We start from the raw sequence: 16,925 nt of genomic DNA, 5'->3' as shown, positions 1-16,925 counted from the left end.
TAGCGGTTTTTCTACGCTCCATAGAATAGTGTCCTTACTCACATAACGGGTACTCTGGGACGGGCCCCTCCCAAGGAAGGGCTAGAGTTCGAAAGAGGAGCATTGCGCCGTGTGGCTCGTTTCCAAACCAGTCGCAGGGTGCGTTTATTCCGCAGCCCGGTAACCGCGATAACGTGGGGTCCGGCTGTACAGAAACTACTTCGACGTAGAAGGACACTAAACCGTGGACCTGTTTGAATACCAGGCGCGCGATATGTTCGAGGCGCACGGTGTACCCGTGCTTGCTGGCATCGTGGCGCACACCCCTGAAGAAGCAAAGGCAGCTGCCGAGAAAATCGGCGGCGTAACTGTCGTAAAGGCGCAGGTCAAGGCCGGAGGCCGCGGCAAAGCCGGCGGCGTCAAGGTCGCCAAGACCGCTGACGAGGCGTTTGAACACTCCACCAACATCCTCGGAATGGACATCAAGGGTCACACCGTCCACCGCGTGATGATCGCCCAGGGTGCGGACATCGCCGAGGAATACTACTTCTCCGTTCTTCTGGACCGGGCCAACCGCAACTACCTGGCCATGTGCTCGGTTGAAGGCGGCATGGAAATCGAGCAGCTCGCCGTTGAGCGCCCCGACGCCCTGGCCAAGATCGCCATCGACCCGGCCGTCGGCATCGACCAGGCCAAGGCCGACGAAATCGTCGCCGCCGCAGGCTTCTCGGAGGAACTGCGCGGCAAGGTCGCCGGCGTCATCCTGAAGCTCTGGGACGTTTTCAAGAAGGAAGACGCCACCCTCGTGGAGGTCAACCCGCTGGTCCTGACCGGCGCCGGTGACATCGTTGCCCTCGACGGCAAGGTTTCCCTCGACGAGAACGCCGGCTTCCGCCACCCCAAGCACGCCGCCCTTGAAGACAAGGACGCTGCTGACCCGCTCGAGGCCAAGGCCAAGGCGCAGGACCTCAACTACGTCAAGCTGGACGGCTCCGTCGGCATCATCGGTAACGGTGCCGGGCTGGTCATGTCCACCCTCGACGTCGTTGCCTACGCCGGCGAGAACCACGGCGGCGTCAAGCCCGCCAACTTCCTGGACATCGGCGGTGGAGCTTCCGCCGAGGTCATGGCAGCAGGCCTTGACGTCATCCTGGGCGACCCGCAGGTCAAGTCCGTCTTCGTCAACGTCTTCGGCGGCATCACCGCCTGTGACGCCGTCGCCAAGGGCATCGTCGGTGCACTGGCCGAGCTGGGCCACTCCGCGAACAAGCCGCTGGTAGTCCGCCTCGACGGCAACAACGTTGAGGAAGGCCGCCGCATCCTGGCCGAGGCCAACCACCCGCTGGTTACCCTGGCCGCCACCATGGACGAGGGCGCCGACAAGGCTGCCGAGCTCGCCAACGCAGCGAAGTAAAGGGACTCGACTATGTCTATTTATCTGAACAAGGACTCCAAGGTCATCGTCCAGGGCATCACCGGCGGCGAGGGCACCAAGCACACCGCCCTGATGCTGAAGGCCGGCACCAACGTTGTCGGTGGCGTCAACGCCCGCAAGGCCGGCACCACGGTCGTGCACGGCGCCAACGAGATCACCGTCTTCGGCACCGTCAAGGAAGCCATGGCCGAGACCGGCGCAGACGTCTCCATCGTCTTCGTCCCCCCGGCCTTCACCAAGGACGCCGTCGTTGAGGCCATCGAGGCCGGCATCGGCCTGGTCGTTGTCATCACCGAAGGCGTGCCGGTGCAGGACTCTGCCGAGTTCTGGGCCCTGGCACAGTCCAAGGTCGACGCCAAGGGCAAGCAGGTCACGCGCATCATCGGACCGAACTGCCCCGGCATTATCACCCCCGGCGAGGCCCTCGTGGGCATCACCCCGGCAAACATCACGGGCAAGGGCCCCATCGGCCTCGTCTCCAAGTCAGGCACCCTGACCTACCAGATGATGTACGAACTGCGCGACCTGGGCTTCTCCACCGCCATCGGCATCGGCGGCGACCCGGTCATCGGCACCACCCACATTGATGCCCTTGAGGCCTTCGAAGCCGACCCGGAAACCAAGGCGATCGTCATGATCGGCGAAATCGGCGGCGACGCCGAAGAGCGTGCCGCCGACTACATCAAGGCACACGTCACGAAGCCGGTTGTTGGCTACGTCGCAGGCTTCACCGCCCCGGAAGGCAAGACCATGGGCCACGCCGGTGCCATCGTCTCGGGCTCCGCGGGCACCGCCCAGGCCAAGAAGGAGGCCCTCGAGGCTGCCGGCGTCAAGGTCGGCAAGACGCCGTCCGAGACCGCGAAGCTCCTGCGCGAGGTCTTCGCAACCCTCTAAGTGCCGAAGCACCACCAGCACTAAAACAACGCGGGGTCACTTGCGGCCCGTCCCACTCGCTGGGATCGGCCGGAAGTGACCCCGCGTTGTTTGTTTTAAGCACGACGGCGGCGGGCCGCCTTCCCCGGGGAGGCGGCCCGCCGCCGTCGTGCTCTGCCGCTCTGTTGCTGTGCCGCTTCTCGACGCCGGCCCTCGGACTTTGGCGCTTGCCGGCGTCCAGCATCAAACTTTGGCGCCGGCCAGGAGTTCGTCGAGCCGCTGGTAGCCTTCGGTCAGCCCGGTCTCCATGCCGGATACGGCCATGCCGTCGCGGGCCTCCAGGCTGGGATAGACACCGTGGGCCTTCAGCAGGGTGCGTCGGCCGCCCAGATCCTCGAAGGTCAGGAACTCGATGCTGACGACGTCCGGGTAGCCGTCGAACTCGAAGGTCTGGATGGCGAAGTCATTTTCCCGGACCGTGTGGAAGACTCCCTTGAAGCCGTAGGCGGCGCCGTCCGGTCCCGTGTGGGTGTAGCGGTAGGTGCCGCCGGTCCGGAAGTCGTAGTGGTCGATGTCCATCTTCAGCCGCCGCGGGCCGAGCCACTGGGCGACGAGGGCGGGCTCCTTGTGGGCCCGGAACACGTCGGCGACGGGAAAATCGAACTCCCGCTCGCAATCGATGAAGGGCAATCCCTCCGGGACACTGAGTTTCAGGGCGTTGGTCATGATGACTCCTCTGCCGGTGTGCCGCGTGCCGCGGCGTTTGATTGGAGCACGGCGTCAAGGCTGCGGAACTGCTCCTCGCGGACCAGCCGGTACTGGTCGATCCATGCGGTGAGCGCCTCCAGTCGTGCGGGGTTCAGGTGGACGGGCCGTCGCTGGGCGTCACGGGTGCGCGTGACCAGCTGCGCCTGCTCGAGGACCTGGATGTGTTTCGAGACCGCCTGTTTGGTGATCGCGAAAGGTTCCGCCAATTCGTTCACGGTGGCCGGACCCCGGCTGAGCCGGGAGATGATGCGGCGGCGGACCGGGTCGGCGAGGGCCAGGAAGGCCGAGTTGAGCTGATCGTCGTCGCGTTCGTCCACTGGTTTCCCCACCTCCCGTCCCGCATTCGAGAGTGAATTTGTTCGATCAACTGGCAATCAGCCGCGTCCGCAACCGCGTCTTCAACCGCATCTTCAACCGCCTCATTGATCAACCTCTAGGTTGTTAACGCTACGCCTGGCCTCCGGCCTGCGCAAGAGTCCAACGCGGGGTCACTGCGCGCCCGTCCCACACCCCGGGATGGGCGCAAAGTGACCCCGCGTTGCTGTGTGGCCTTGCTTCGCTCATCCTAGTTTTGTTGTTATGTCAGGACAAACTAATGAAGGAGTGGCCAGTTCCACTCGTGCGAATCGACGCCGGCCCCGGCTTCGAGCGGACGCCGGATGTGGTGATGATCCAGATTTACAGCCGGGCCGGACGCGGCCAGGAGGCCAAGCAGTAGCTGCTTGCCGCCACAGCGGAACGGCTGGCCGCCGTCGGGGTCGCCGGCGAGGACGTCCTCATCGCCTGTGGAGAACACCGCGGGGGACTTGGTCGTTCGGTTTCGGCCGGGCGCAGTACGTCCCCGCGAGCTGGGCGTGCCCGGCAAGTAGCCTGCAGGGGGGGGCGCCGGCTGCCGCCAAGAACAGCCGCGCCGCGGGGTATCCAGGGCCTCAATGGCAGTTGTAATTATGTCAGTACAAAGCTTTGACAGTACATGGATTCTAGGGCAGAGTAGTGGATGTGGCCCGGCTCACACCGGCTTCCTAGGCGCCGAAGTCCAGGCTGGGCAAAGGTACCGAGTTCACACCAGAAAGGTCCGCGATCACCGTGACCAACGAACTGCTCACGATCGGACGCATCAGCGTTGATATCTACCCGAACGACATCGGGGTGGATCTGGAGGATGTCACGTCGTTCGGAAAGTACCTTGGCGGATCACCGTCCAACGTAGCTGTCGCCGCCGCCCGCCACGGCCGCCGCGCCGCTATCATCACCCGCACCGGCGACGACGCCTTCGGCCGCTACCTGCACCGCGAACTGCGCAAGTTCAACGTGGACGACTCCTTCGTCACCGCGGTCAAGGAATGGCCCACCGCCGTCACCTTCTGCGCGATCAAGCCGCCGGAGGACTTCCCGCTCTACTTCTACGGACGCTTCCCCACGGCCGCGGACCTGCAGATCAAGGCCGAGGAGCTGGACCTGGACGCCATCAGGGACGCAGGCATCTTCTGGTCCACCGTCACCGGCCTCTGCCAGGAGCCCAGCCGCACCGCCCACCTCGCGGCCCACGAGGCGCGGCCCCGCACCGGGCTGAAACCCGGCCAGTTCACCATCCTGGACCTCGACTACCGGCCGATGTTCTGGGCCGCCGAGGCCGAAGCCCGGGAACAGGTCGCCCGGATCCTCCCGCACGTCACCGTGGCCATCGGCAATGACAGGGAATGCGCCGTCGCCGTCGGCGAAGGCACTCCGGACGAACAGGCGGACCGGCTGCTCGCGGCCGGCGTCGAGATCGCCGTCGTCAAGCTCGGCCCGGAAGGAGTCATGGCAAAAACCCGCACCGAGCGCGTCGTCTCCGCCCCGGTGCCGGTGGAAACCGTCAACGGCCTGGGCGCCGGCGACTCCTTCGGCGGGGCGTTCTGCCACGGGCTGCTCTCCGGCTGGCCGCTCGCCCAGATCCTCGACTTCGCCAACGCAGCCGGTGCGCTGGTCGCCTCCCGGCTGTCCTGCGCCGACGCGATGCCGACGCCGGAGGAAGTCACCGGCCTGCTCGCCGAACGCGGCCGCCTCGTGCCGGGCACCTACGCCACCGAAGGAGCAACCCTGTGAGTGTCAATCCCGCCGCTGGCACCCTTGCGGTGGACGATGATCCCCGCCGCTACGAACACCTGAGCATCATCCGGCTCGAGGACCCCGACGCGATCGCCCGCGCTGCAACGGCCCGCCGCCGCCACCCCGGCGTCAAGGCCGGCAAGCAGAACTTCATTGTCGCCGCCGACCACCCGGCCCGCGGTGCCCTCGCCATCGGCAGTGACCCGATGGCGATGGCAGACCGCAGGCAGCTGCTGGACCGGCTCCAGATCGCCCTGGCCAATTCCGACGTCGACGGCGTGCTGGCCTCGCCGGATATCATAGACGACCTGCTCCTGCTCGGTGCGCTCGAGGGCAAGCTGGTCTTCGGTTCGATGAACCGCGGCGGGCTCTCCGGCCTGGTCAATGAACTCGATGACCGCTTCACCGGCCACACCGCGGCCGCCCTTGAGGCGCTGGGAGCCGACGGCGGCAAGATGCTTACGCGCATCTGCCTGGGCGACCCGGACACCGTCGCCACCCTGGAAGCCACCGCCAAGGCGATCGACTCCCTCGCCGGGCGCAAGCTCATCGCGATGGTGGAGCCGTTCCTGTCCATTTGGGAGAACGGCAGGGTCCGCAACGACCTCTCGACCAACGCCGTGATCAAATCCGTTGCGATCGCCGAAGGCCTTGGCTCCACCAGCGCCTTCACCTGGATGAAGCTCCCGGTCGTGGCCGAAATGGAGCGCGTCATGGCGTCCACCACCATGCCCACAGTGCTCCTCGGCGGCGACCCGGACAGCAGACGGGACGACGTCTTTGCGAGCTGGGAAGCAGCCCTCGCGCTGCCGGGCGTCCAGGGCCTGACCGTCGGCCGGACCCTGCTCTACCCGCACGACGGCGACGTGGCCGGGGCCGTGGCAACCGCCGCCTCGCTGCTGCACCGCGCCGCATCCGCCCGCGCCGCAGAAGTATCGGAGTAACGTCCCATGGGAACCAGAACTACCTCAGGAACACGCAGAATGACCGTCGCTCAGGCGGTCGTGGAATACCTGTCCCAGCAGTACACCGTCGATTCGATCGGCGGCCAGGACTTCCGCGAACGGCTGATCCCGGGCATCTTCGGGATCTTCGGCCACGGCAACGTCGCCGGCGTCGGCCAGGCCCTCAAGCAGTATCAACAGCTCGATCCCACGATCATGCCGTACTACCAGGGCCGGAACGAACAGGCCCAGGCGCACCAGGCCGTCGGCTACGCCCGCCACACCCGCCGCCGGCAGACCTTCGCGATCAGCACCTCGATCGGCCCGGGTTCGTCGAACCTGCTCACCGGCGCCGCGCTGGCCACCACCAACCGGCTGCCCGTGCTGCTGCTGCCGAGCGACACCTTCGCCACCCGCGCCGCGGACCCCGTCCTGCAGCAGCTCGAGCAGCCCTACGCCTACGACATCACTGTCAACGACGCCTTCCGTCCGCTGTCCAAGTTCTTCGACCGCGTCTCCCGGCCCGAGCAGCTGTTCTCCGCGTTCCACCACGGGCTCCGGGTGCTCACGGATCCGGCCGAGACCGGCGCCGTGACCATCTCGCTGCCCCAGGACGTCCAGGCCGAGGCCTTCGACGTGCCCGGGGAGTTCCTCGCCGAACGCGAATGGCGGATCCGCCGCCCGGACGCCGACGACGAGGATGTCCGCCGCGCCGCCGATGCCATCCGCGCCGCCAAACGCCCGCTGATCATCGCCGGCGGCGGTGTCCTCTACGCCTACGCCAACGACGAACTCGCCAGGTTCGCCGAGCTGACCGGCATCCCGGTCGGCAACACCCAGGCCGGCGTCGGCGTCCTGCCCTGGGACCACAAGTTCTCCCTCGGCGCGATCGGCTCCACCGGCACGACGGCGGCCAACGCCATCGCCGCCGAAGCGGACCTGATCATCGGGATCGGCACCCGCTATGAGGACTTCACCACCGCGTCCCGGACCGCGTTCCAGAACCCGGACGCGAAGTTCATCAACATCAACGTCGCCGCAATCGACGCCTACAAGCACGGCACCTCCCTGCCGATCGTCGCGGACGCCCGCAAGGCCCTGGTCAAGCTGAACCAGGCCCTGGGCGGCTACCGGATCGGCGCCGACCTGGAACAGCGGATTGCGGCCGAGAAGACCCGCTGGGACGCCACGGTGGACGAGGCCTTCGACACCCGCTTCACCCCGCTGCCGGCGCAGAACGAGATCATCGGCGCCACGAGCCGGGCCATGGACCCCCAGGACGTGATCATCTGCGCCGCCGGGTCCCTCCCGGGTGACCTGCACAAGATGTGGCGCGTCCGGGACCCGTTCGGCTACCACGTCGAATACGCCTACTCCTGCATGGGATACGAAATCCCCGGCGGCCTCGGCGTCAAGCGCGCGGCGCTGGCCGAAGCCGCAAGGGGCGGGGCCCAGCGCGACGTCGTCGTGATGGTGGGGGACGGCTCCTACCTCATGATGCACACCGAGCTGGTCACCGCCGTCGCCGAACGGATCAAGCTGATCGTGGTCCTGATCCAGAACCACGGCTACGCCTCGATCGGCTCGCTCTCCGAATCCCTCGGCTCGCAGCGCTTCGGCACCCAGTACCGGGCCCTGGACGAGGACCGGCACAGCTTCGAAGACGGCGACCGGCTCCCCGTGGACCTGGCCCTGAACGCGCAAAGCCTCGGCGTGCGGGTGATCCGGATCGAACCGGGGGAGAAGGTCATCGCGGAGCTGGAACAGGCCGTCCGCGACGCTAAGGCGGCGCCCGAACGCGGCGGCCCGATCCTCATCCACGTGGAATCTGACCCGCTGATGGACGCCCCCAGCTCCGAATCCTGGTGGGACGTTCCGGTCTCCCAGGTCTCCGAGCTCGACTCCACGAAGCAGGCCTTCCAGACCTACGTCGACCACAAGCGCCGCCAGCGTAAGCTACTCGGCTGACCCCGGCCCCCTCAGCAATCCCAGTTTCCAACCCCCAAGGACATTCCCATGAGCACCCTCCGGCGCCTCCTACTACTTCCCGTCCAACTAGTCCCCACCGCCTCCCTCGCCTCGCAAGTCCCCACCGGCTCCCAGCCTTCGCAAGCTTAGGCAGGGGCCCTCGCCGGTGGGGCCCCACGGCCAGGGAACCCTGGCGGCGTGGGCCCACCCTACTACCCCCAATCGACTGCTCCACAACCGCCGTTTTGAGGCTCCAAAACGGCATCTGTGGAGCAATCGATGAGAAGGAATGGCAATGACTGAGAACAAGCTGATCATCGGTACCGCGCCGGACTCCTGGGGTGTCTGGTTTCCGGATGACCCCAAGCAGACCCCGTGGGAACGCTTCCTCGATGAAGTCGCCGAGTCCGGCTACAAATGGATCGAGCTCGGCCCCTATGGCTACCTCCCCACCGACCCCGCCCGGCTCGCCGAGGAGCTCAAGGCCCGGGACCTGAAGATCTCGGCCGGCACTGTGTTCACCGCCTTCCACCGCGGCCTGGAGCAGTGGGAAACCGCGTGGGAACCGGCCCGCAAGGTCGCCGAACTCACCGCCGCGATGGGCGGGGAATGCATCGTGGTCATCCCGGCGATGTGGCGCGACGACGTCACCGGCGAGGCCGTGGAAAGCGGCGAGCTCACCGAGAAGGCCTGGGCCGACCTCTTCGCCGGGCACAACCGCCTCGGCAGGACCCTGCTGGAGGATTTCGGCCTGAAGCAGCAGTTCCACTCGCACGCCGACTCCCACGTCGGCGCGCAGGAGGACATCGAGACCCTGCTCGCCGCCACGGACGGCCAGTACCTCAACCTGTGCCTGGACACCGGGCACGCCGAGTACTGCGGCGCCCCGAGCCTGGAACTGATCAAGAACTACCCGGACCGGATCGGCTACCTGCACCTCAAGCAGGTCAACCCGGACATCCTCAGGAAGGTCAACGCGGAAAACATGACATGGGCCGCCGCCAACCTGGCCGGCGTGATGACCGAACCGCCGAACGGCCTGCCGGACCTTCGCGCCGTCATCGAGGCCGTCGAGGCGCTGAACCGGCCGATCTTTGGCATCGTGGAGCAGGACATGTACCCGGTCGCCTTCGAGGTCCCGATGCCGATCGCCAAGCGCACCCGGAATTACCTGCTTTCCTGCGGCTCCCGCACCGCCGTCAACTAGACGTCAACCAGATCTGAGGACAAAACCATGACCAAGACCCTCCGTGTAGCTGTCATTGGCGCCGGCCGTATGGGCGCAGACCACATCCAGCGGCTCAACACCCGCATCCACGGAGCGGAAGTTGCCGCCGTCGTCGACGTTGACTTCTCCCGTGCGCAGGCCGCAATTGAAGGCATCCCGGGAGCCGTCGCCCTGGCTGACGCCGATGAGGCCCTGAACAACGGCGACGTCAACGCCGTGCTGGTCGCCACCCCCGGCTTCCTGCATGAGGACATCCTGCTTAGGGCGCTCGCCAGGGACATCCCGATCCTGTGTGAGAAGCCGCTCACGCCGGACGCCGAGACCGCCTGGAGAGTTGTCCAGGCCGAGCAGACGCTGGGCCACCAGCGCATCCAGGTCGGCTTCATGCGCCGCTTCGACGCCGAATACGCCGCCCTCGGCAAGATCATCCGCGATTCCGAACTCGGCGAGCTGCTGATGCTGCACCACCAGCACCGCAACCCGACCACCCCGGCTGGCTTCACCAACGAGATGCTGATCAACGACTCCGTCGTCCACGAATTCGACGCCATCCGTTATTTCACCGGCGAGGAAATCACCTCGGTCCAGGTCCGCCTAGGCAAGGCCACCCGGAACGCACCCGGCGGCCAGCACGACCCGCAGCACGTGCTGATCGAAACCGAATCCGGCGTCCTGGCCGACGTCGAGATCTACGTCAACGCCAGGTTCGGCTACGAGGTGGCCACCCAGGCTTCCTTCGAAGACGGCATTGTCAGCATCGGCGGGGACAATGGCCCGTTCACCCGCAGCAACGGCCGGTGGGGCGGCACCGTCACGCCCGGCTTCGAGGAACGCTTCGGCGCGGCGTACGACGTCGAAATCCAGTCCTGGGTCGACGCAGCCCTGCGCGGTGAAATCGGCGGCCCGACGGCCTGGGACGGGTACGCCACCGCCGCCTGCTGCGAGGCCGGCGTCGAGGCGCAGAAGAACGGCAAAAAGGTCGCCGTGAAGCTGAACGCCAAGCCCGACCTCTACCGCTAACCGCTGGGACGAACGCGTTGGGGGCCGCGGCTTCCTTCCCGTTCCGTTCCGTCCCGCGCACAACCTGACCCATCCACACTGGAGTGTCCTAAGTAAAAATCGCACTTGATCCAACGCCCTTCCGCCACTCACACACCCTGCTGGAGTTTCCCCGCGTGGTGGCGGACCTCGGCCACAAGTACATGCAGATGAGCCCGCACGCCGATCTCATCCCGTTCTACAACCACCCCAAGGCCGACGACGAACTGGTGGGCCAGCTGGCCAAGGCCTGCACGGACGCCGGGATCGAAGCCATCCGGTGCTGCGCTGGTCCGGCCCGGACGAGGACGCCCGCGAAGCGGCCGTCCGGTTCTGGAAGCGTGCCATCCAGATCGCCTTGGACCTCGGGGTCAGCACCATGAACACCGGATTCAGCGGACGCCCGGAGAAGGCGGAGGAATCCGAGCTGATCAGCGTGTAGCCAGCCCGTCAGCGGGGGTAGTTGTAGGTATCCGGAAAGCCGGACGTCGCTACACGTGAGCGTGCAGCGTCGGGAGCGCAGCGACCAGGGGCGCCAGTTCGGGCACCTCCTGCGCCTCGGCCAGCGCACGCTCCAGCGTGGCGTCATGGCTGGGCCGGGCCTCCTCGAGCAGCTTGATCCCGCTCGGCGTGAGTTCGGTGTAGATCCCGCGGCGGTCGTCGGCGCACAGGATCCGGGTCAGCAGGCCGCGGTCCTCGAGCCGGTTGACCAGGCGAGTGGTGGCGCTGGCGCTCAGCGCGGTGGCGCGCGCCAGCTGCTGCATCCGCATGTGCCAGCCGTCCTGGCGGCTCAGCGCGTCCAGCACGGTGTACTCCACGATGGACAGTCGCGCCACAGCCTGCAGCGAGCGCTCCAGCTCCGCCTCGATCAGTCCATGCAGGGCCGCCAGGGTCCGCCAGCCTTGCGCCCGGACCTCGACGGCGTCGTCCTTGATGCCCATCAGTTCTTCCCTTCAGATCAGCCTGCCCCGTCCCGAGAAAACCGCGGAACGCCGACAGCCCCCAATTAGTTGCTTGCGCGGCATAGTTGCTTATGCAACAATAAATAGCGCGTCTGCAACTAATAGCTTACGCTTCGCTTTTCTTTCCGTACAGTTTTTGAAGGAGCTCCCCCGTGCCCATCGGCCTGATAGCCCTCGCCCTCGGCGGGTTCGGAATCGGACTCACCGAGTTCGTCATCATGGGCCTGCTGCCCGAAGTGGCCGCAGACTTCCAGGTCAGCGAGGCCACGGCCGGCTGGCTCATCTCCGGCTACGCGCTCGCCGTCGTCGTCGGGGCCCTGCTCCTGACCGCCGCCGTGACCCGTTTCGAGCGCAAACCCGTGCTGGCCCTGCTGATGGTGCTGTTCATTGCCGGCAACCTGGTCTCCGCCGTCGCACCCGACTACTCGCTGATGATGACCGGCCGCATCATCGCGGCGCTCGCGCACGGCGCCTTCTTCGGTATCGGCGCCGTGGTTGCCGCCAGTATGGTGGCCCCCACCAAAAAAGCCGGTGCGATCGCCATCATGTTCACCGGCCTCACGGCGGCCAACGTGCTCGGCGTTCCCTTCGGCACGATGCTGGGCCAGGCCGCCGGCTGGCGGTCCACCTTCTGGGCGATCACGGCCATCGGTGTGCTCGCACTGGTCGGCATCCTCACCCTGGTTCCGAAAACCGGCTCGGGCCAGGCGGGCGATGGTTCTGCCCGTGGCGGACTGCGCGGGGAGCTGCGTGCCTTCCGCTCCGGGCAGGTCTGGCTCTCCATCCTGGTCACCATCCTGGGCTACGGCGGCATGTTCGGCGCCTTCACCTACATCGCCTTCACCCTCACCGAGGTGACCGGATTCTCGGCCTCCACCGTGCCGTGGCTGCTCATCCTCTTCGGTGTGGGCCTGTTCATCGGCAACACCGTGGGCGGCAAAGCGGCGGACCGGAATGTGGACCGCACCCTGCTCGTGGCGCTCGCCGTGCTGGTCGTCGTCCTCGTGGTCTTCGCCCTGACCGCCGCCAGCCAGCCAATGACCATCGCCTCCATGGTGCTGCTGGGCGGCTTCGGCTTCGCCACCGTTCCCGGGCTGCAGATGCGCGTCATGAACTACGCCACTACCGCGCCCACCCTGGCTTCCGGTGCCAATATCGGAGCGTTCAACGTGGGCAACGCGCTCGGCGCGTGGATGGGCGGCGTGACCATCACCGCCGGACTTGGTTACACCTCACCCATCTGGGCCGGCGCCGGGATCACCCTGCTGGGCCTGGGGGTCATGGTGTTCGCGGCGGCCGCGGCGAAGCGGCACAACGGCGGACGCGGCGGCGGGCGCGCCACGAACGGCGGGCAAGCCGGACACGACGGCGGCGCCTCCGGATCCCGCGTCCCCGTCGGTGCGGAGAGCGAACAGGAGAGTGCGGAGCTTCAGCGCACGTAGGCCCGTGTGCCATGAACGAAGCCGTGGCGCATCACCGCAGGTCCGATGACCCTGATGAGGGGTCTATCCCGATGCCCTGCCGAGAGCGCATGATGGAAAAGGCCCGGAGGAGAGCAGGTCAGTGATGGTCGATCGTGACTTACTGCGTCAGGTCACTGTGGCCGCGGCGGTTAGCGGAGGCTTCATTGTTGGTGTTTCCGGGGACTACGGGGACGCCGCAGCCGGTCCCAGTCTGGTGGTGCCGGCTAACTACGCCTTCGGCATCTGGGCGCCCATCTATGCGGGTCTCTTCAGCCATGCCGTCTACCAGGCGCTGCCGGCCCGGCGCCGGGACCCGGTGCTCCGCCGTACCGGATGGGCCACGGCATGCGCGGTGGGCCTGTCCGGGTTTTGGGTGTGGGCCCAGGGCGCCCCGGGGTTGGAGCTGTCCTTGATCGCCGCAACCGCTGCGGCAGCCGTGACGGCCTACACCCGGGCGGCACCGGCGCGGCCGGGCGAGGCCGTCTCCGTGCGCGACCGGTGGCTGGTGCGGGTCCCGCTGGGCCTTTTCAGTGGCTGGATTACGGTAGCGATGGTGGCAGGCAGCGGTGAGGCCCTCATCGCGTCAGGTATCAGTGCCCCCTGGCCAGGCGCCGAGGCCTGGAGCGCAGCGGCGCTGGTGGCTGCAGGCGGCGCCGCTGCTACGCTGGCGTGGTTGCGGCCGGTCTCCCTGGCCTACGCCGCCGCCGTAACCTGGGGTCTGGCCGGGGTTGCTGTGCGGTTGCTGCCTCAGTACCCGGTGCCGGGCGCGGCGGCGCTGCTGGCCGGAGTGGCAGTGGCGGCGGCAGGGGTGGCCGGCGCGCGAAGGCGCCGGGCGGCCCGAGCCGGGGCGGGGCATGCATCCGGGACGGGAAAGGCCGCTCCGACAGTGTAAGGAGCTGACTTCGTCGGTCCCGATAAGTTGCTATGGGGACGAATCTGGCCTCATGCCTGGGTGGCCGGCTCGGTGATGAACAGGGAGGGCTTTGCGCTCGGGGCCGGAGGAAGTCTCCCTGACATGAGTGAGCTAAATCACCATGATCGAGGCAGGCAATATTTCCGGCGGCTGCAAGGTAGCAGCCCGGAACTGAAATCAGAGGAGATTCACGATGGCTAAATATTCCTGGCGTAGGGCGGCCCTAGTGGCGGCGGTTGTGCCGATGCTGGCACTGAGCGCATGTTCAAGCACCGGCGGTAAGCCCGCAGACGCAGGCATTGCGGCTGGCGGCGGCCAAGTCGCCACGACCGACCGGATCAAGGTGGCTCTCATCACGCACGCCGCAGCAGGTGATACCTTCTGGGACATTGTTCGCAAGGGCGCCGAAGAGGCATCGGCGAAGGACAACGCTGAACTCCTCTACACGTCCGACCCCGAAGCCGGGCGTCAGGCTCAGCTCATCCAGCAGGCCATAGACCAAAAGGTCGACGGCATCGCGGTCACGCTCGCCAAGCCCGAAGCCCTCAAGGATGTCCTGAAGAAGGCCGCCGACGCCGGCATCCCGATTGTGAGCCTCAACGCGGGCGAGGATGTTTCGGCGCAGCTGGGAGCATTTACCCACTTCGGCTCGAACGAAAAGCTCGCCGGTGAGGCAGTCGGCACGCGGCTCGCGGCGGAGAACTTCAAACACCCGATCTGCGTGATTCAGGAGCAGGGGCACGTCGGACTTGAAGCACGGTGCGCCGGTGTCAAGGCGAAGGTGCCCGGAACGGAGATCCTTTACGTTGACGGCAAGGACATGACCTCGGTCCAGTCCACCGCGACTGCCAAGCTCCAGGCTTCCAAGGATGCCGACGGCATCATCGGCCTCGGCGCTCCCATCACACTGACTCTCCTCAAGTCGGTCACTGACGCGGGCAGCTCGGCCAAGGTGGCAAGTTTCGACCTGAACGCGGATCTCGCCCAGAAGATTGTGGATGGTGCAGTTCTGTTCACGGTGGACCAGCAGCCGTGGCTGCAGGGCTATGGCGCCGTTGACGCGCTGTGGCAGAACAAGCGCGGCGGCTTCAGCATCGGCGGCGGCCAGTCGGTCCTCACCGGCCCGAGCCTCGTCGACAAGTCCAATGCGGCCGACGTCCTGACCTTCGCCCAGCAGGGTATCCGCTAACAGCCCGCTGGCCGGGGCGGTTCACGCCGGCCCGGCAGCAAGGAGAACTATCGTGACCATTACCCAGACCAAGCCAAAGTCGCCGGCGCCCGATGAGCGCGTCGCCCAGCGCAGTCCGTTCCAGAAACTGCTGGGACGTCCCGAGGTCGGTGCCCTGGCGGGCGCGATCGTCCTCTTCATTTTCTTCGCGTTGGTGTCCCCGACGTTCACCCAGCCCAATGCGCTGGCGACCATCCTCTATGGCTCCTCCACGATCGGGATCATGGCGGTAGGCGTGTCCTTACTGATGATCGGCGGGGAGTTCGACCTCTCCACCGGTGTCGCCGTGATCACCTCGGCGCTGACGGCGTCGCTGTTCAGCTGGTACTTCAGCACGAACGTCTGGGTCGGCGTCGGCCTTGCTCTGGTGGTGTCTCTGTCCATCGGCTTCATCAACGGCTGGATCCTGATGAAGACCAAGCTGCCTTCCTTCATCGTGACCCTGGCGACCTTCCTTATGCTGACCGGCCTGAACCTGGGCCTGACCCGGCTGATCGGCGGCGGCGTGTCCTCACCCTCGATCTCCAACATGGAGGGGTTCGCCCCGGCCCGGGCGGTGTTCGCGTCCTCGGTGACCATCGGCGGCGTCGATGTCAAAATCACCGTGTTCTACTGGTTCGCGCTCGTCGCGGTCGCGACCTGGGTGCTGATGCGGACCCGGGTGGGGAACTGGATCTTCGCCGTCGGCGGGGACGCCAACGCCGCCCGCGCCGTGGGTGTCCCGGTCAGGGCCACCAAGATCGGCCTGTTCATGGCCGTGGGCTTCTGCGGCTGGATCCTGGGCATGCACAACCTCTTCGCCTTCGACACCGTGCAGTCCGGTGAAGGCGTGGGCAACGAATTCCTTTACATCATCGCCGCGGTGATCGGCGGCTGCCTCCTCACCGGCGGCTACGGCTCGGCGATAGGCGGCGCGATCGGCGCGTTTATCTTCGGCATGGCCAACAAGGGCATCGTCTACGCGCAGTGGAACCCGGACTGGTTCAAGTTCTTCCTGGGCCTGATGCTGCTGCTGGCCACCATCGTCAACCTCATCGTCAAGCGCCGCACGGAACTGAAGTAAAGGGCCCGGAGAACCATGAACGCCAAAGAAATCGACCAGCAAACGCTGCTGCAGAAAGAAGAAGTCCCCCTCACCCCCGTGCACCTGCTCTCCCTCGACGGGGTCGCCAAGCACTACGGCAACATCATCGCCCTCTCCGATGTCACGATGGCCGTGGACAATGGCCGTGTCACCTGCGTCCTGGGCGACAACGGCGCGGGCAAGTCCACGCTGATCAAGATCATCGCCGGCCTGCACCAGCACGACGCCGGGACCCTGAAGGTCCTGGACGAGGAACGCAGATTCACCTCCCCCCGCGACGCCCTGGACGCCGGCATCGCCACCGTCTACCAGGACCTTGCGGTGGTGCCGCTGATGCCGATCTGGCGGAACTTCTTCCTCGGCTCCGAGCTGACCTCCGGCTTTGGCCCGTTCAAGAGCATGGACGTCGAGAAGATGAAGGCGATCACCCTCAAGGAACTCGCCGCGATGGGCATCGACCTGCGCGACGTCGAACAGCCCATCGGCCAGCTCTCCGGCGGTGAGCGCCAGTGCGTCGCGATCGCCCGGGCCGTGCACTTCGGCGCGAAAGTCCTGATCCTGGACGAACCCACCGCCGCCCTGGGGGTGAAGCAGTCCGGGGTGGTCCTGCGCTACATCCTGCAGGCCCGTGACCGCGGCCTCGGCGTCATTTTCATCACCCACAACCCGCACCACGCCTACCCCGTCGGCGACCGGTTCCTGCTGCTCAAACGCGGCAAGTCCATTGGCTACTACGACAAAAGAGACATCACCCTCGACGAACTCACCGCCCAGATGGCCGGCGGCGCTGAACTCGCTGAACTCGCCCACGAACTCGAACAACTCGGCAGCCACAGCGACATCGTCAAGGAAGTCCACGGTGAAGTGGCCGAGGTGGCCAAGACCACTGGCAAAACCTACTAGCAGTCCGGGGGAGCAGGGCCCGCCCGTCCGGCACGGCCCTGCTCTTCG

Annotated in this window: 16 protein-coding genes and 1 pseudogene; 14 read left to right on the top strand and 3 right to left on the bottom strand. The window is 66.5% G+C overall.

The window, feature by feature from the left end; translation table 11 throughout:
- Positions 1–223 precede the first annotated feature (223 nt).
- Complete coding sequence (gene sucC, locus QK291_RS11605; RefSeq protein ID WP_282381930.1) at positions 224–1,393, top strand: ADP-forming succinate--CoA ligase subunit beta; 1,170 nt, start codon at positions 224–226, stop codon at positions 1,391–1,393.
- Between the two features lie 12 nt (positions 1,394–1,405).
- Positions 1,406–2,308 (top strand): succinate--CoA ligase subunit alpha, encoded by a 903-nt coding sequence (sucD, locus tag QK291_RS11600; RefSeq protein WP_282381927.1) that lies wholly within the window; start codon positions 1,406–1,408, stop codon positions 2,306–2,308.
- 222 nt (positions 2,309–2,530) lie between these two features.
- Here sucD and QK291_RS11595 read toward each other — a convergent pair whose 3' ends face one another.
- Positions 2,531–3,013 (bottom strand): SRPBCC family protein, encoded by a 483-nt coding sequence (locus QK291_RS11595; protein ID WP_282381924.1) that lies wholly within the window; start codon positions 3,011–3,013, stop codon positions 2,531–2,533.
- Positions 3,010–3,372: a metalloregulator ArsR/SmtB family transcription factor gene (locus QK291_RS11590; RefSeq protein ID WP_282381921.1), complete on the bottom strand. Its 363-nt coding sequence runs from the start codon at positions 3,370–3,372 to the stop codon at positions 3,010–3,012. Before QK291_RS11590 ends, QK291_RS11595 begins: the two co-directional genes overlap by 4 nt.
- A 278-nt stretch (positions 3,373–3,650) precedes the next feature.
- On the opposite strand from QK291_RS11590, the gene QK291_RS11585 reads away from it, so the two are divergent.
- From QK291_RS11585 to QK291_RS11555, 7 genes and pseudogenes are all read left to right on the top strand, one after another.
- A complete protein-coding gene (locus QK291_RS11585; protein WP_282381918.1) occupies positions 3,651–3,773 on the top strand; it encodes a hypothetical protein in 123 nt (40 codons plus the stop codon).
- A gap of 368 nt (positions 3,774–4,141) precedes the next feature.
- Positions 4,142–5,143 (top strand): 5-dehydro-2-deoxygluconokinase, encoded by a 1,002-nt coding sequence (gene iolC, locus QK291_RS11580; protein ID WP_282381915.1) that lies wholly within the window; start codon positions 4,142–4,144, stop codon positions 5,141–5,143.
- Positions 5,140–6,090 carry a deoxyribose-phosphate aldolase gene (locus QK291_RS11575; protein WP_282381912.1) on the top strand — a complete coding sequence of 317 codons (951 nt, stop codon included), beginning with the start codon at positions 5,140–5,142 and terminating at the stop codon, positions 6,088–6,090. Before iolC ends, QK291_RS11575 begins: the two co-directional genes overlap by 4 nt.
- Before the next feature lie 39 nt (positions 6,091–6,129).
- The gene (gene iolD, locus QK291_RS11570) at positions 6,130–8,058 is read left to right on the top strand and encodes a 3D-(3,5/4)-trihydroxycyclohexane-1,2-dione acylhydrolase (decyclizing) (RefSeq protein WP_282381909.1); all 1,929 of its coding nucleotides are present in this window, start codon (positions 6,130–6,132) and stop codon (positions 8,056–8,058) included.
- A 295-nt stretch (positions 8,059–8,353) separates the two neighbouring features.
- The gene (locus QK291_RS11565) at positions 8,354–9,265 is read left to right on the top strand and encodes a sugar phosphate isomerase/epimerase (protein ID WP_282381907.1); all 912 of its coding nucleotides are present in this window, start codon (positions 8,354–8,356) and stop codon (positions 9,263–9,265) included.
- A gap of 27 nt (positions 9,266–9,292) precedes the next feature.
- Positions 9,293–10,306, top strand: a complete 1,014-nt coding sequence (locus QK291_RS11560; protein WP_282381905.1) for a Gfo/Idh/MocA family oxidoreductase — start codon at positions 9,293–9,295, stop codon at positions 10,304–10,306.
- Between the two features lie 98 nt (positions 10,307–10,404).
- Positions 10,405–10,751: pseudogene (locus tag QK291_RS11555) on the top strand (TIM barrel protein); the annotation flags it as partial.
- A 64-nt stretch (positions 10,752–10,815) separates the two neighbouring features.
- Here the strand turns inward: QK291_RS11555 and QK291_RS11550 are convergent.
- Entirely contained in the window at positions 10,816–11,265 is a 450-nt protein-coding gene (locus QK291_RS11550) for a MarR family transcriptional regulator (protein WP_282381903.1), read from the bottom strand.
- A 173-nt stretch (positions 11,266–11,438) separates the two neighbouring features.
- On the opposite strand from QK291_RS11550, the gene QK291_RS11545 reads away from it, so the two are divergent.
- From QK291_RS11545 to QK291_RS11525, 5 genes are all read left to right on the top strand, one after another.
- Complete coding sequence (locus QK291_RS11545) at positions 11,439–12,728, top strand: MFS transporter (RefSeq protein ID WP_282381900.1); 1,290 nt, start codon at positions 11,439–11,441, stop codon at positions 12,726–12,728.
- 124 nt (positions 12,729–12,852) lie between these two features.
- Positions 12,853–13,641, top strand: a complete 789-nt coding sequence (locus tag QK291_RS11540; protein ID WP_282381898.1) for a hypothetical protein — start codon at positions 12,853–12,855, stop codon at positions 13,639–13,641.
- A 214-nt stretch (positions 13,642–13,855) separates the two neighbouring features.
- Positions 13,856–14,851 carry a substrate-binding domain-containing protein gene (locus QK291_RS11535; protein ID WP_282381896.1) on the top strand — a complete coding sequence of 332 codons (996 nt, stop codon included), beginning with the start codon at positions 13,856–13,858 and terminating at the stop codon, positions 14,849–14,851.
- 52 nt (positions 14,852–14,903) lie between these two features.
- On the top strand, positions 14,904–15,953 hold the full coding sequence (locus QK291_RS11530; RefSeq protein ID WP_282381894.1) for an ABC transporter permease: 1,050 nt from the start codon (positions 14,904–14,906) through the stop codon (positions 15,951–15,953).
- A gap of 15 nt (positions 15,954–15,968) precedes the next feature.
- Positions 15,969–16,877: an ATP-binding cassette domain-containing protein gene (locus QK291_RS11525; protein WP_282381892.1), complete on the top strand. Its 909-nt coding sequence runs from the start codon at positions 15,969–15,971 to the stop codon at positions 16,875–16,877.
- Positions 16,878–16,925: the final 48 nt, after the last annotated feature.

Source organism: Arthrobacter sp. AL12 (assembly GCF_029960645.1).
Lineage (GTDB): Bacteria > Actinomycetota > Actinomycetes > Actinomycetales > Micrococcaceae > Arthrobacter.
Note: the sequence above shows the minus strand (reverse complement) of the source record. Positions and strands in the feature narration are given on the sequence as shown.

Bases quoted from the DNA above. Each gene is read 5' to 3' on its own strand.
- sucD (WP_282381927.1), top strand. From the start codon at position 1,406: ATGTCTATTTATCTGAACAAGGACTCCAAGGTCATCGTCCAGGGCATC.
- QK291_RS11595 (WP_282381924.1), bottom strand. From the start codon at position 3,013: ATGACCAACGCCCTGAAACTCAGTGTCCCGGAGGGATTGCCCTTCATC.
- QK291_RS11585 (WP_282381918.1), top strand. From the start codon at position 3,651: ATGAAGGAGTGGCCAGTTCCACTCGTGCGAATCGACGCCGGCCCCGGC.
- iolD (WP_282381909.1), top strand. From the start codon at position 6,130: ATGACCGTCGCTCAGGCGGTCGTGGAATACCTGTCCCAGCAGTACACC.
- QK291_RS11565 (WP_282381907.1), top strand. From the start codon at position 8,354: ATGACTGAGAACAAGCTGATCATCGGTACCGCGCCGGACTCCTGGGGT.
- QK291_RS11560 (WP_282381905.1), top strand. From the start codon at position 9,293: ATGACCAAGACCCTCCGTGTAGCTGTCATTGGCGCCGGCCGTATGGGC.
- QK291_RS11550 (WP_282381903.1), bottom strand. From the start codon at position 11,265: ATGGGCATCAAGGACGACGCCGTCGAGGTCCGGGCGCAAGGCTGGCGG.
- QK291_RS11540 (WP_282381898.1), top strand. From the start codon at position 12,853: ATGGTCGATCGTGACTTACTGCGTCAGGTCACTGTGGCCGCGGCGGTT.
- QK291_RS11535 (WP_282381896.1), top strand. From the start codon at position 13,856: ATGGCTAAATATTCCTGGCGTAGGGCGGCCCTAGTGGCGGCGGTTGTG.
- QK291_RS11525 (WP_282381892.1), top strand. From the start codon at position 15,969: ATGAACGCCAAAGAAATCGACCAGCAAACGCTGCTGCAGAAAGAAGAA.